At 69.8% G+C, this 14,972-nt stretch carries 7 protein-coding genes; 4 read left to right on the top strand and 3 right to left on the bottom strand.

Annotated features, from left to right (window positions below; genetic code table 11):
• Positions 1–6: 6 nt before the first annotated feature.
• Entirely contained in the window at positions 7–5,925 is a 5,919-nt protein-coding gene (locus ACFQ9Z_RS09290; protein ID WP_383013310.1) for an AAA domain-containing protein, read from the bottom strand.
• A 571-nt stretch (positions 5,926–6,496) separates the two neighbouring features.
• Here ACFQ9Z_RS09290 and ACFQ9Z_RS09285 point away from each other — a divergent pair.
• From ACFQ9Z_RS09285 to ACFQ9Z_RS09270, 4 genes are all read left to right on the top strand, one after another.
• Positions 6,497–9,043, top strand: coding sequence for a DUF262 domain-containing protein (locus ACFQ9Z_RS09285; RefSeq protein WP_383013307.1), 2,547 nt, complete (start codon positions 6,497–6,499; stop codon positions 9,041–9,043).
• Between the two features lie 43 nt (positions 9,044–9,086).
• Entirely contained in the window at positions 9,087–9,686 is a 600-nt protein-coding gene (locus tag ACFQ9Z_RS09280; RefSeq protein WP_383013304.1) for a hypothetical protein, read from the top strand.
• A gap of 13 nt (positions 9,687–9,699) precedes the next feature.
• On the top strand, positions 9,700–10,542 hold the full coding sequence (locus ACFQ9Z_RS09275) for a hypothetical protein (RefSeq protein WP_383013301.1): 843 nt from the start codon (positions 9,700–9,702) through the stop codon (positions 10,540–10,542).
• A 131-nt stretch (positions 10,543–10,673) separates the two neighbouring features.
• Entirely contained in the window at positions 10,674–13,349 is a 2,676-nt protein-coding gene (locus tag ACFQ9Z_RS09270) for an ADP-ribosylglycohydrolase family protein (RefSeq protein ID WP_383013298.1), read from the top strand.
• On the opposite strand, the gene ACFQ9Z_RS09265 is transcribed toward ACFQ9Z_RS09270, so the two are convergent.
• Positions 13,334–14,089, bottom strand: a complete 756-nt coding sequence (locus ACFQ9Z_RS09265) for a hypothetical protein (RefSeq protein ID WP_383013295.1) — start codon at positions 14,087–14,089, stop codon at positions 13,334–13,336. The two genes, ACFQ9Z_RS09270 and ACFQ9Z_RS09265, sit on opposite strands and share 16 nt — an antisense overlap.
• Positions 14,073–14,885 carry a hypothetical protein gene (locus ACFQ9Z_RS09260; protein WP_383013292.1) on the bottom strand — a complete coding sequence of 271 codons (813 nt, stop codon included), beginning with the start codon at positions 14,883–14,885 and terminating at the stop codon, positions 14,073–14,075. Before ACFQ9Z_RS09260 ends, ACFQ9Z_RS09265 begins: the two co-directional genes overlap by 17 nt.
• Positions 14,886–14,972 lie beyond the last annotated feature (87 nt).

Raw genomic sequence — 14,972 nt, 5'->3', positions numbered from 1 at the left:
ATGTACTCAGACCCGGATGTCCCGGACCACCACCTTGCGCGTCCTGCCCTTGGACGCGTCGTACGAGATCTCACGTCCTGCGGGCTGCCACATCAGCGCGTGCCCGAGGGGAGACGACGGAGAGACGATGTCCGCCTCCTCGGTGGGCAGTTCGGCGATGGTGTACAGGGTGTCGTCATCGACCTCACCGTCGAACTCCAGGACCAGCAGCGCGCCCGGTATCACGACGTCCGGGGTGGCTGCCTCCCGCTCGACGTTGACGGCGTCGAGGAAGGTGCGTACGAAGGTGAGGCGCTTCGTGCGCCGGTCGCGCTGGTCGGCAAGGGTCTTCTTGAGGAAAACAAGTTGGGCCGCGTCCGCGCCGTCAGGTATCTCGTCGGGAGCGTCGATGGCCGCCCGCAACTGCTGCACCTCTCGGACGAGTCGCTGGAAGGCCGCGGCAGGGATCCCCCGGACCGCCAGCGGTCCCCGCGCCGGTGTCTGCCGCCCCTCGAGATCGGCCGTCCGGGTCATGCCGGCGGAGCGTACGGCGGCGGCCGCGGTTTCCGACGGCGGCGTGCGTGGTTGCGTTGTCATGGCCGTCGCTTCCCCGACCGGGCCGCGCAGCGACTCGCGCGGGTCCGCAGGCTTCGCCAGGTGCTCACCACCGGACAGGTGAGCCCTCTCGGTCGCCGCTCCCACAAGGCTCGTCTCGTCGCCGGGGTCGATCGGCTGCTCGATCGTGAAGCCCTCGCCGACCGTTTCCGTCCCGCCTGTGTGTTCGACGCCGACCGCGGTGCACGGCTCTTGCGTTTCCTCCCCGACCGGCTCGATGCCCAGCCGTTCCAACTCGGCCCACAGTGGTGCCAGCGCCTGCTCACGGTCGAGGTGGAAACGGCTGCCGCGGATCCGGACGAACGTCCAGTCGACCCGTTCCAGGTCGCGCTGGCGGGCCGCCGCCGTTGAGGCGTTCTCACCCTCGGTGAAGGCGTCACCGTCGCAGGCGACAGCGAGCCGGCGCGTACCCCCCTCCACGACCAGGTCGATCGTGTGGCGACCCACCCTGTATCCCGGCCGGACCCGATAGTCCCGCGACGTCAGCTCCAGGTACACCTGCTGCTGGAACAGACTGTCGAACGCCTCGTGCCGCACGTCGGGCAGGACCTCGCCCTCGAACGCGGCCGTGTCCTCCTCCGTGGGCCGGGTGAGGTGATCGAGCCAGCGCCGGCGCAGGTCGTTCTCGTGGAATTGCTCGACCCGTGCGCTGTGGAACACCCACACCTGGTCCTGGGCCCTGGATGCCGCCACGTTGATCCGCTGCTCATAGGTCTTGCCGTTGAAGCCGCCCGGGACCGTTCCGGCGGCGGACGTAGCCGAGTTGAGGCAGGAGACGAACATGATGTGGCGTTCGTCGCCCTGGAAGTCCTCGGCATCACCGACCCGGATGCGCCGTTCCTCGCGCTGCTCGTAGTCGAGGCGCTCGGCGAGCAGGTTCTCCAGTTCCACCAGATGTGCCTTGCTGGCGCGCAGGCTGATGACGCCCATGGTCTTTCCGTCATAGGCGGGGTCGGCACAGCAGCGCACGACCGCGTCGACGAGTGCCTCGGCCTCGGCAAGGTTGGCCAGCCGCGAATTGGCACCGAGCGCTTCCCCGTTCTCGACGTGCACGGTGCGAACCGGGGGCAGTCGATCGGCACCGTACTGCCGCAGGGGCAGCAGATTGCGGTTGTAGCAGAGCTCGTTGGAGAAGGAGATGATCTCCGGCATGCACCGGAAGTGCTCCTTGAGCATGAGCGTGCCGCGGCCTGCCGACAGCGCCTCGGTGAGGTCGAAGAAGCTGGAGTCGGGGCCGAACAGGCTGCGCACGTCCGGTTCCAGCGCGGTGAGCAGGCGGTCCCTGAGGTGGAAGTACTCGTCCTGCTTGAGGCCCACATTGGACGGGCTGACCTGCTTGCTGTCGCCCACCACGACCATCCGGTCGGCGAGCCAGCTCAGCAGCATGGCCTCCAGACCGGACTGGCTGGCTTCGTCGACTATGACGACGTCGAACATGCCGGGCCGGTCCATGGGTACGGTCTCGGCGACCTGGTGCAGCGGCATGATCCAGGCCGGAACGGCCGTCTGTGCCTTGCGCAGGGCTGCCTGGGCGTCGCGCCGGTAGCGGTGCTGGTACTTGCCCTTGACGCGTCGGGCGGCCTGCTGGTAGGCGCTGAGCGCGCGGGACTGGTCGCCGGTGAGCAGTCCGAGGCAGCGATGCCAGGCGCGGGCGGCGGCGAGTCGGGCGAGCACGATGCGCGCTTCGTCGTCGGCCTCCGTCAGTCGCTTACGCAGGGCGCGTTCGGCATCGGGGTCGGTGAGCCGCTCCATGCGATCACGCCACGCGGACCAGGCCCATGCGTCGCTGAGTGAGGGCAGCCTGGTATCCCAGACGGTGTCCTCGTGGGTGTCGGTGATGCGGTCGGCGAGCGCCGGGAAGGCCTCACGGACACGACTCAGCGCCGTGTCCTGTTCGGCACGCAGCCGGGCGGCCTCGCGCACCTCCGTCATTTCGTCGCTGAACGAGCGGTAGCCGTCGGTGTCACGGTGGCGCACGGCTTCGAGGGCGCGGGCGACCGCCGGTGCGACGCCGCGCCGGTCGCTCCACACCCGGAGCAGTTCCTCGCTGTCCGCGATGACCTTGCGGGACTGTTCGGCCGCGCGGAGTGTGGTCGCCGCGCGCAGGAGGACGCGTACCGCGTTCTCGACGGACTTGTCGTGCCAGCCGGCGACCGCGAGCGCCGGCGAGGTGGCCGCGGCGGCCAAGAGATCGGTGCGCGCGGCGGCGACGGCGAGCAACGAGTCGAGCACCTCCGCGTCCTGACGCAGCCGGGCGAGGCGCGGCCCGTGCCCTTGCCAGGCGGTGGCGATGGTGCCCCACTCGGCCTCGACCTGCGCCAGACGCAGTTCGAGCTGCACGCGGGCGAGGACGACGGCCGCCGTCGCGGCGTCCTCCGCGGTCCGTCCGTCGACCCGTACGGTCTCCGCGAACGTGCCGACCGCCTTCGCCAGCTTCGAGCGGATACCGAGAGGCCCGCGAAGCTTCTGGCCCTGGCTCAGACCGTCGTGCAGCGCTGTGGCCTGGGCCAGCGCCGTGGCTGGATCGTATTGCTCGAGACCGCTGACCATGGCCGCGCCCAGCGTGGCGAGCGAGGCGTCGACGGCTGCCAGGGCCTCGGCGACGGCGGCCCGGCGGCTGCGTACCTGCCAGTCCTGGCCTTCCGTCACCTGCTTCAGGAGTGCCGCGGCCCAGTCACCGGCGGGGGCGGCGAGCGAGGCGGCGCGGGCGGTGGCGAAGGCGTCGAGCGCCGAGGACAGTCGCTGCTGTTCGGACTCGGTCAGGCTCCGCACGGCCGTGTCGTACCCCGCGCAGAGCGGGTCCTGGCGTGCGGCGGCGTGCGCGTCCTCGGCGGACCGCACGACCCGCACCGCTTCCTCGAAGTCACTGGGGCCCGGCAGTTCGGAGCGGCCTGGCACCTCAGCGGCGAGGGCTTGGTGGTGGGGGGTGTAGGCGCGGGTCGAGTGCAGCAGGCGCACGGCGTCGTCCGCCGTCAGCGTGGGCTGCTCCTGCGGGACGGGGCCGAGCCACTCGTACTGCCGTGCCTCCTGGGTGAGACGCTCGGCGATCTCCTGGAGGCTGCCGCTGTAGTCACCGATCTCTGCCTCGAACCGGTGGGTCTCCTGCTCGCGCAGCACCGCGAGGTCCCGCAGCATGGCCTGTTGGGCGGTGCGGGCTTTGGTAAGGCGCGACTGCAACGACTGGATCTGCTTCTTTGCGGCCTTCGCATCGTAACCCGCGTACTCGCTCAGGATCCTGTGTACGGAGGCCTCGAGCTCGCGCTGGGCGGCCGCGCCGTCCTCGGTGCGGCTGACGCACAGGTCACGGATGGACTCCGGCAGTTTGTCGCGCAGCACGCGGAGGGCGCGAGGGGTGTGACTGGTGATGAGGACCCGCTTGCCCTGGGCGAGCAGGTCCGTGACCAGGTTGGCGATGGTGTGCGTCTTGCCGGTGCCGGGCGGCCCCTGAACGACGACGAGCCGGTTCGCCCGCAGGCGTTCTGCGATCGTGCGCTGCTCCTCGTTGGCGGGCAGCGCGAAGTACATCTCACCGCCGGTGGCCGCGGCGCTGTCGTCCTCGGCGGCCGCGAGGTCCGCTGCGGTGAGCGCGCCGTCCCGGCCCGCGATGTAGCTGAGCAGAGCGGTGGGCGGGACGCCCGCGTCGATCTGCCGGGCAATGGCCTTGAGCGCGTCCATGGTCGAGCGGCGGCTGCGCTCCCGCAGGACGAGTGCGGGGGTGAGACCAACCTGCGGGACGTCGAGACTGCGCGGTTTGGCACGCTCCACGGTCGGCGCGTAGCTGCCCGCGCTGTGCGCGGCGTTGACCCAGCTACGCAGTGCGGTGTGAACGGCGTCGAGGTGTTCGGGGTCCGTGACGTCCGAGGCGCCCTCCAGTACCTCGACGATCTGCTCCCGTACGGGGCCGGGCACGTGCTGCGCTCCCTCGAGCATGCCCTCCTCGAGCTCGAGGCCGGCGCCGGTCGGGTCCGGGGCGGCGGTGAGCGTGCCGGTGGACGGGTCGAGTCGGAGGGTTGCCCGGTGGGTGACAAGGTGCCGTTCCACCCGCTGCCCCGAGGACGTCTGCCAGGTCAGTCGGCCCAGTCCGAGTACGAGCTCGTAGGCCTCACCGAGGTTGGCGGCGTCCTCGTGCATCTTGTGCAGCCGGTCGTACAGCCTGACTACGGGGTCAATCACGCGGCGCCGCTCTGCCCACGCGAGCCAATCCTGCTCCCAGGTGGCGTAGAGTTTCTCGATCTTTTCGCGGTGAGGATGCTCGTCCAGCTCGTGGTAGGTCTTGTCGAGCGGGATGCCCTGGGTCCAGTCGGGAAACTCGGGTTCTATGCGACGGCGCAGGAGCGGGGCACGGGTCTGCTTGAAGTCGCGGATGCGGGTCTCGTCCACCCAGGGCGCGAGCAGCGGTTCAAGGTGCGGCGCGTCCTCCCGTTCGGGGCGGGTGACGGTCAGCCAGGCCGGCTCGTCGGCGTCGAGTACGCCGTCGATCATCACCTCGATGCCGTCGTCGTCCGGCAGTTCGTCGAACCACACGGTGCCGGCCGCGCCGTCCAGGGTCCGCACGGGGCGCGTCTTCGACTCCTCCGCCTCGGCTAGGAACCGGAAGATCTGCCGGACCCGTGTGGTGTCGAGCTCATCGGCGGACGGTTGCGGCGCATGCGCCGGCGCGACCCGGCGCTCCTGGCCGGCCGGCTGGGACGGGACGGCGTTGAGCTGGACCAAGCCGGTGCCGTGCTGGCCGGCTCTGCCGGGGAAGCCGGCGATGTCGTCAACCACGGGCGGTGTCCTGGGGTCCTCACTCGTGAACAGGGACGGCTGCTGCACACCGAACAACGCGGACTGATCATGCATCACGGGTGTGCTGCGGGTGTCGGGCACGCCAGTGCCGAGGGAGGTTGCCACGGCGGTGGTGAACGTGACGCTCTCGCGGTCGTGCGGGGCCGCGAAACGGACCTCAATGTCCAGATCGCCGGCAGTGCCGGCCGGAATGCTGTACGCCCACGTCGCGGAGGCTCTGCGGCCCGTACGCAGGGTGCCCTCGAATTCGCCGTCGAGCACGTTGCTGCGATAGTCCTGCACCTTTCGAGCGGTCTTGCCGAAGGGCCCACCGCGCACCAGCAGTGTGATGCCGTCCGTGTCGACGGGCCGACCGGTTCCGTTGCTGAGGTGCAGAGTGCAGCGCACCAGGTCGTCACCCGGCCGGTACCCGTGACTGTCGTCATCGTCGGCCAGTTCGTACGGCACGACCTCGTCCACTCGTACGTACAGGCCGTCGTCGTACTGGAAAACCGAACCGACCGGCCGCGAGCCGTTCCTCAGCCCGATGTCGTCCTGGCTCACACGCCCCACCCCGCTGCCGCTGGGGCCCCTGGGGGCCCGCTCAGTGAATCCCGCTCAGTCACCCCCAAGCCGGCCACTGGGCGCCCCCCTGACGCGCCGACTCATATGTGAACTGAGCACACGCCGGGAGAGTATCAGCAACCCTGACAACCGCACCTCGCATTGCGCCTCACTCGGCACACATCGCCACCGGCAAGCGATCAAGCGGCAGTACCGACACCAACTCCCCCACCACGGCCCGCAGCCAGACACGCAAGACGTGTTGACTAAGTTCACATTTGGCCGCCATGATGCCCAGGTACCACCAGTGTGGGCATGGGCTGCCCGCCCCCGCAGGGAAGTGATCGCGCCATGCACATGCAAGTGGTCGATGTCTCGCCCCGACTGGCGGCGCGATGGCTCAACGAGACCACGCCGCGCATCTCCAGCCGCAGGGCTTTGACATCGACCGACAACAACGCCTGAAAAGGCATAGATTCGTCGAAGAGTCGCCGACCGGACGGTGCCAACCCGGGCATGGACGGAACAGGCAGGTGCACCCGGCCGGAAACGCCCACAGGAGAGGAAGCGCATGCGCGCCCAGGAGATCACCTTCCTCAAGCTCGTCCAAGGTGACAAGCAGTTTCAGGTCCCGCTCTACCAGCGCACGTACAGCTGGGGCAGAGAACAGCTCCAGCGGCTGTGGGAGGACGTCGGGGAACTCGTCGAACAGCACCTGGCCGGTGAGGCGGCGGCGCCGCACTTCCTGGGTTCCGTGGTGCTCGCACCGGGCCAGATCCAGGCGGGCGGGGTGCAGAGATGGCTGGTGGTGGACGGGCAGCAGCGGCTGACCACTCTGATGCTGGCCTTCACGGCGCTGCGGGACCATCTGAAGGAGACGGGTGACGCGCGTGGCGTGGACCGGGTGCACCGCCAGATACTGGTCAACGAGTTCCACGAGGGTGCGGACCACTACCGTCTGCTTCCCACGCAGGCGGACCGCGAGGCGTACACCGCCTGCGTCCAGTCCCGGGCCGAGGCCGGCGGCAGCGACAACGTCGGGGCCGCCTACCGGTTCTTCCGCGGCGCGCTCGCCGAGGGTCATGAGGCGGGCGACGAGCGATGGACCGCCACGGTCGAGACGGCTCTCAAGGATCTGCTGTCCATCGTGGAGATCACCGCCGAGTCCGGTGACAACGTCTACCGGATCTTCGAGTCGATCAACAACACGGGTGTCGGGCTCAGCCAGAGCGACCTGCTGCGCAACTACGTCTTCATGCTGCTGCCCAAGCGAGGCGAACGGATCTACCAGGAACTGTGGCTGCCCATGCAGCAGAGCCTGGGCCCGAAGAACCTCGAACTGCTGGTCTGGCTCGACCTGGTGGTCCGCGGCCACCACAAGACCAAGCAGAGCGAGATCTACCGGGAACAGCAGAAACGACTCCAGCCGCTGGCCGGCGACGAGGACGCGCTGCAGCGCGAGATCGAGCAGCTGGCCGAGCGCGCCGGGAGGTTCCTGCGCATCGTCGAGCCCGCCCGTGAGCAGTCCCCCGCCCTGCACGCGGTCCTGGAGCGTCTGGCCTCCTGGGGTGGCCAGACGCACTACCCGCTCGCACTGCACCTGCTGGACCTGCTCGCGGCCGGCCGGACGACTCCGGACGACGCGGCGCAGGCGCTCGGCTACGTCGAGTCCTACCTGGTGCGGCGCCTGATCTGCCAGACGCCGACCACCAACCTCAACCGCATCTTCATGGAGGCCCCGAAGGAGCTGGAGACCGACCGGCCCGCCGCCGAGGCGGTACGGCGGTTCCTCTCCGGCCGTCGCCGTCGCTGGCCGAGCGACGAGGAACTGCGCGAGGCGATCCGCACCAAGCCGTTCTACTGGAGCGGCCGTCCTCCGCAGCGCAGTTACATCCTCCGCCGTCTGGAGGAGAGCTACCGTCCCTCCGAGCCGGTGGACTTCGCCAAGGCGTCCCTCAGCGTGGAGCACGTCCTGCCGCAGCGACCCGCTCCGGCGTGGTTCGACCTCCTCTCCGAGGAGACGGAACCGAACCAGACTCCGCAGGAACTGCACGACCTGTTGGTGCACACCCTCGGCAACCTCACGCTGACCGGCGACAACGGCAAGCTGTCCAACCACCCCTTCGAGCGCAAGCAGCAGATCCTCGACTCCAGCGCCCTGCGCATGAACCTCGAGATCGCCTCGGCGCAGCGCTGGGGCAAGGCGGAGATCCTGGCGCGTGCCGACCGCCTGTCCGAGCGCGCGGTGGACCTGTGGCCCGGCCCGATCGGCGGGGTCAAGCCGGCCGGTGAGGAGTCCCCGGGCTGGGCCGAGCTGCGAGCCGCGCTGGTGGCGATGCCGAGCGGCACGTGGACCACGTACGGCGACGTCGCCGAGCTGATCGGCAGCCACCCGGTGGCCGTCGGAGCATACCTGGGCGGCAACTCGACGGTGATCGGCGCCTACCGAGTGCTCACCTCGGAAGGCAAGATCTCCCCTTCCTTCCGCTGGGCGGACGGCGACGACCGGCAGCCGCCGCAGGAGCTGTTGACGAGCGAGGGCGTGCGCTTCGACACCTGGGGCCGGGCGCACCGCTCGCAACGCCTGACCGCGGCGGAGCTGGCGACGCTGCTGGGCAAGGACGTGACACAGCCCGCCGCGCACGATGCGCTCCCCGAGGGGGAGGACGCGGCGGCGGCCGAGCGCTTCCGCACCCAGTTGCAGGAGCACTGGCCGGACGCGCGCCCCGGTGTCATGGGGGCGCTCGACTTCTGGCGCCGGCAGGGCGGTTACGTCAACTATGGCCGTCATGACGAGACCAGTTGCTTCCCGATGCTGGACGCAGGGACGAGCCGCAGCCCCCATCTGCTCTGGCCGGTCGCGATCTACCCGGTGAGCGGCACGGTCGAGGTGGTCTTCCAGCACCTGAAGTCCCGCACGCCCTTCGACGACACGGAACAGCGCCGGGAACTGCTGAACCGCCTGAACAAGATCGACGGTGTCGACCTGCCCGAGGCGAAGCTGGAGCTGCGCCCGTCCTTCCCGGTGACGGTCTTCGCCGAGCACGGTGACGAGATCTGCGAGGTGCTGGACTGGTTCGTGGGGGTGGCGGCACTGGATCTGGCTCGGCGGGACTGATGTGGTCGGACACACCGGTAGGGGGAGATCACTCGTGCGGTTAATGAACGGCCTCGCGCTGGCCCGCAGCGACGGGGCGCGCAGGGAGAAGACAGGCGCAACCTGCTCGGGTGTGATCTCCCGGGCAAGCGCCATCGAATGGGAGCTACGGCTGCCCGGACAGCCCGTGCTGACGGTGCATGACAACCACTGGGCGAACGGCGAGCGGGATGTCGTGCTCTACAAGCCCACGGTTGTTCCGGAGATGCCCGCAGCCCTCTCCAACCTGCACAACAGGCTGCGCTCGGGGATCTACACCACCGAGCGGCGAGGGGAACTGCGCATCATGGTGTTCCCCACCTACGTGGACAGCCAGGACAGGCCGCGGGTCAAGAAGTCCCTGACGACAGCGGATCTCGCCGACCAGGTGGGGCTGACCCGGCTCCGGGAGCTGACCGCCCGGGAGGGCGTGAGCCTGGGGCCCGCCGTCGTCCGCCCGAATCTGCCTCTGGTGGACCTCGACGATCCGCAGCACGAGAAGCCACTGCAGCACGCCTTGTTCTTTCCCGCAGCGGATGACGAGACACCTGTGGTGGCCTTCACGTGCTTCAAGATCGTGCCCGTACTGCGGCACATCGACTGGCTGTCGCCGGACGACGACTGAGGGAGGGATGCCTGTGCTGGACGAGGCATGCAGGGGTACGGTGCACGGACTCAAGGGCCACACGGTCTGCTTCACGGGCCGGGTTCTCGTCGACGGCGTGTGGACGGTCAGAGCCACCTGCGCCAAGAGAGCCGGGCAGCGAGGTGCGGTCACCAAGACCGACTTCTCACGGAAGGTCACCCTCGTCGTCTACGGCGATCTGGCCAGCAAGGTCGTGACCGACGACCGTCGCGCCTACAGCAGTACGCTCGTGGACGCCGAAGCCGAACGCAGCCGGGGGCGGCACGTCTGTGTCGTGGACGCGGACGGCTTCTCCAAGTTACTCAAGGGACGTCCCGCGCCGTGCCTGGAGCTGAGAAAGGCGCGTGCCGGACGCGTACGTCCCGTCGCAGCCGATACGACCGAGGGCGGCGGCATTCTCGGCGCCTCTCTGCGCGTACGGCACACGGGCCGACGCCCGTCCGGTGATCTGTCGCTGGACCTCAGCAGTCTCGACAAGGCGACGACCGCACACGAAGGGACAGTCGGTGCGCTCATCGCGCACCTGTCGCGCCAGGGCGTCGAGGCACGTGCCCACGCTCCCGGCGCCCCCCAGTTCGACGCCGGATGGTCTCGCGGTGAAGATGTGTTCGTCGCCGAGGTCAAGAGCCTGACCGGAGCACGTGAGGAACAGCAGATCCGCTTGGGCATTGGACAAGTCCTCGACTACGCCCACCAATTGCGGAGTATGCACCCCAATACCGTTCTACTTCCGGTTCTGGTCCTCGAGAGGCCCCCGTCCTTGGCCCGTTGGGCCGCACTGGCCGGAAGTGTCGGTCTGCGGCTCACTTGGGCACCCGACTTCGCCGGCCTCTGACCGGCCGAGAGCTTCAACTATCGTCTACTTGACGATAACGAAGTCATCGTGCCAAGCTGACGCCCCATCAATCCTGACTGGCCGTTCGCCTTCTAGGCGCCTGCCACGTGCCGCCGACCGTACGGAGTCCCATGTCCAGCAGAAACATACCGAACCCCAGCCTGGACGCCCGGGGCACCGATCGTGCCGCCGGTGTGCTGCTCGGTGCGGCCGTGGGCGACGCACTCGGCGTGCCGTACGAGTTCCAGGCGACGCTGCGCGCAGACCAGCAGCCGCAGATGATCGGTGGCGGGCTGGGACCGTACGAGCCCGGCGAGTACTCCGACGACACCCAGATGCAGGCTTGCATCGCTGAGGTGGCGGCGACCGGCGCCGATCTGCGTACGTCCCAGTCTCTCGACGCGATCGCCCGCAACTTCCAACGCTGGCTGAGCGAGGGGGCCTCTGATGTCGGCTCCCAGACCAGTGCTGTTCTGAACGCAGTCGACGGAGGGGCCGAGACACCGGGTGCGGCGATGGCGGAGGCCGCGCGGCGCTTCAGCGCCGGCAACGACCGCAGCGCTGGCAACGGCTCGCTGATGCGCACCGGGATCGTCGCCCTGGCCCACCTCGGTGATGCCGCCGCGATGGCCGAGGCTGCCGTCGCCGTCAGCGCGCTCACCCACCCGGACCCCGACTGCGCCGACGCCTGTGTGCTGTGGTGCTCGGGTATCCGCACCGCGGTGCTCGACGGGACGTTCGACGGCGTCCGCGCCGGCCTGGACCTCCTCCCCGCGGAGCGTCGGGGCGTGTGGGCGCAGCGGCTGGACGAGGCGGAGGCCCACCCACCGCACCACTTCTCCCACAACGGCTGGGTGATCCATGCTCTGCAGGCCGCCTGGTCGGCCGTCACCCGCACCGCGGTCCCCGAGCTGAACCCCGCCGAGGGAAGCTTCCCCGCGCAGCACCTACGTCTCGCCCTGGAAGCGGCGGTCCGGGCCGGCACCGACACGGACACCGTCGCGGCGATCGCCGGCGCCCTGCTCGGCGCGCGATGGGGGTGTTCCGGCATCCCGCTGGAGTGGCAGCGGGACGTGCACGGCTGGCCCGGCCTCACCGGGGGCGACCTTGTCCGGCTGGCCGTGCTCACCGCCCGCGGCGGGAGCGACGACGCCGCGGGCTGGCCCTCTGCCGCGCGCATGCCCGTCTCGTCCTCCACCCCCCGCGGCTTCGCTGTCCCCCACCCGCACGACGCGGGGGTGGTGCTGGGCAATCTGGCCCTGGCCCAGGGTACGGAGGCGGTCCCGGTCGACGCCGTGGTCTCTCTGTGCCGTATCGGCTCCGACCCGATCCTGGCCGGCGCAGACGTGGAACACTTGCGCGTCTGGCTGGTGGACAGCGAGGGAGAGAACGCCAACCTCCACTACGCGCTGGACCAGGCCGCCCGTCAGGTACTGCGACTGCGTCAGGAGGGCAAGCGGGTCCTGCTCCACTGCGTTGCCGGACAGAGCCGCACACCAGCCGTCGCCGCGCTCTACAGCCACCTGGCCACCGGCGCCGACGCCGAGACCGCGCTGTGCGACCTGCGCGACGTACTGGTGCACGGTTGGCAGCTGTCGGCGCATCCCGAGTTGCTCAATGCGGTGCTCGACCTGGCCGCGGGCAGCCGCTCCGGCGGTAGCTCTGCGCGGAGCCGGGAGAAGGACCGGGCCACCGGCCACGAGGGAGTGGAGGGCACGGTCGGAGAGCGGAAGTGGGCCAGGGAATTCCTGAAGGAGAAGAAAGCGATGTCCCGAGTGCGCGGGTTGCTGCTCGGTCTGGCTCTGGGTGACACGCTGGGCGCCGCTCGGGGCAAGCTGCCGGCCGACGGCACGCTGCGGGCAGGAGTTAGCACCCAGCTGGCCTGCTTCACCACCGAGGGCGTGATCCGTGCCTTCGTGCGCGGCAAGCACAAGGGGATATGTGCTCCGAAGGGGGTGGTGTGGCACGCCTACTGCCGGTGGGCGGCCTTGCAGGGGCTGAAGGCGAAGCGGTGGTCCTGGCCCGACGACAAGCCCGACGGCTGGCTCGCCCAGGTTCCCGTGCTGGCCGAGCGGCGCGGTTCGGCACCGGCGACGGTGGCCGCCCTGGCCAAGACGGAGCACGGCATGGTGGAGAGGCCCACGGCCAGCCGCGGCTGCCACGCCCTCACCCGTACCCTGCCTGTCGCTGTGGCCGTCGCCGGTACCGACCGGGCGTACTGGGCAGGACAGACCCGCCAGTTCGCCGCCCTCACCCACGGCGACCCGGTCGCGCACTCCGCGGCGGCCCACGCTGCCGTGCTGGTCAGCTACTGCCTGACCGCGGCCGGCGAGCGACCGCAGGTGCGGCAGGCGTTGAGGGACGGCGTCCGCGCCCTCACCCGCACCGACGCCCTGACCGACAGTGAACTCGAGCAGCTCGAAGCGGCACTCTCGCAGGCAGACGATCACCCCGCGGACCCTGGACGGCTCGCGCGGCTCGCACCGGACGCCACGGCGCCCTCGGCACTGCTCGGCGGCCTGTATGTCGCCGCTTCCTTCCCCGACCGAGCCGAGGTGGGCGCCGCGCTGCGCTTCGCCGCCGGAGCGCCGGACGGCGACTCGGTCGCCTGCGTGGCCGGGGCGCTGCTCGGAGCGCTGCACGGCGCGGAGGCGTTGCCCGTCGATCTGATCAGCCGCCACGAACTGGCCTGGGTCCTCGACACCCTTGCCCGCGACCTCGTCGCCCAGCTCACCGACTCCCCCAGCGGCGGCGAGTACACCGCCGGCTGGGACCCGCATTGGTGGGACCGCTATCCCGGGTGGTGACCAGCGGCAGCGGCCCTGTCGGCGGCCCTCTGGCCATCAGATGGCAGGAGAGCGGCAGCCGCGGTGCGCAGCAGGCGGACGAGTTCGGGTGTGTCGGCCGCGGGGTCGTGCGCGTACAGGAGGTTGCTGGCGTGCATGGCGCGTTCCGCGGTCGTGCCCTGCTGGAAGTCCGCCGAGACGGCCAGCCGGGCCGCCCAGGCTGGAACGGCGGCCTTCCACTGCTCCCGCTGCCGCTCGAGGAGGAGTTCGGTCCGCCTGGCCCGCGCCTTGGCGAGGGCGCGCCGGATGTAGACGGACTGCACGGGGCAGTCGGGGCCGAACATGCTGCGGGCGAGGTCCGCGCCCCGACGGTCCTGAGCCGAGGGCGTCTGAGCCGCCAGGTACTGCTCATCGTTCAGCAGAACCTCGCACAGCTGCTTTCCCCACCGCTTGAGGTGGGGAAAGCAGGCCTGTTCTTCCCGCACGGCCCTGATGTCCCGCTCCCACGCCTTCACCCGGCGGCCGAGTTCCTCCGCCCAGTCGGCCTGGACCTGGTGACGATGCACCTGGTGGCGAGAGCGGAACAGCGCGGTGAAGCCGCTCAGTTCGTCATCGCGCCGCGCCGCCTCCGCCCGCACATGCTTCAGACCGCGCAGACCGGGATGCTTCAGGTCGCGTGCTCCGTCAAGGCGCTTGGCCCAGCCGCCGTGATACCGCTCGATCAGGACTTGGTCAGGCTGCTGGTCAGCGACCTCCTGCAAGAACAATTCGCGGTCGTTCCAGTCGACGATCGATGTGCGAGCGCCTTCCGGAGCCCGGCCCGCCGGGGCGGGGCTCCGCGATGACCTCGATGCCGGGCCGGTCGCGGCCTGCGCGAACAGCCGCCGGATCGTCCAGCAGACCGTGCAGCCCCGCGAGCAGCAGTTCAAGCTTCTCCGCCACCGACCGCTGGTCCTCGAGCCATTCCAAGGCGCGATCGCTGGCCTGCACCTGGACGCTGAAGCTGCCGTCCCTGCCGAGGAAATCGGATCCCGGAATGCATCCGTAGGCGGCGAGTTCTTCGGTGGCCGCCTTGATGACGCAGGCGTCCCGGTCCCCCGGAGAACCGGCCACAGCGGTCACGGGCAGGGAGAAGGTCAGAGTGTCCACGTAGGTGGCATTGCCCGGCAGCCCCAGATCGTCGTACAGCTCGATGGTGTACTCACCCGGGCCGACGCTGCTGATGTAGGCACTCACCCAGCCATAGACGCGACAGCCGCCGTCGCCCTCGTCGTACTCTTCTCCGTCACCCTCGTCATCCCCTGCGCCCATAGGACCCTCCACGGAGTCCATCGCCCAGGCTTTCCATGCTTCGTCCGGATCGCCACCTGCGGCCTCCAGCCAGCCGTTGGGGTCAGCCAGACCGTGATGGACGGCAGCGGAGGCGAAGGGAACGGCGTCACAGGCACGGGTTCCGACGATGTCCGGGTCGATGCCCGCACGAACCAGAGTGTCGGCGTCTTCGAGACTGCACCCCAACTCGAGGAACCTCACTCTGGCGGCGTCGTTCCCACCCATGCCCAAGCCCTCCCACTCTGCTGATGCGACGACCTGCTCGGTCGCCCGATGACCGGGTAGCCCGCCACCCCCACGAGGCAACCGTTG

It is taken from the genome of Streptomyces sp. NPDC056580, assembly GCF_042793175.1.
Classification (GTDB): domain Bacteria; phylum Actinomycetota; class Actinomycetes; order Streptomycetales; family Streptomycetaceae; genus Streptomyces.
Note: the sequence above shows the minus strand (reverse complement) of the source record. Positions and strands in the feature narration are given on the sequence as shown.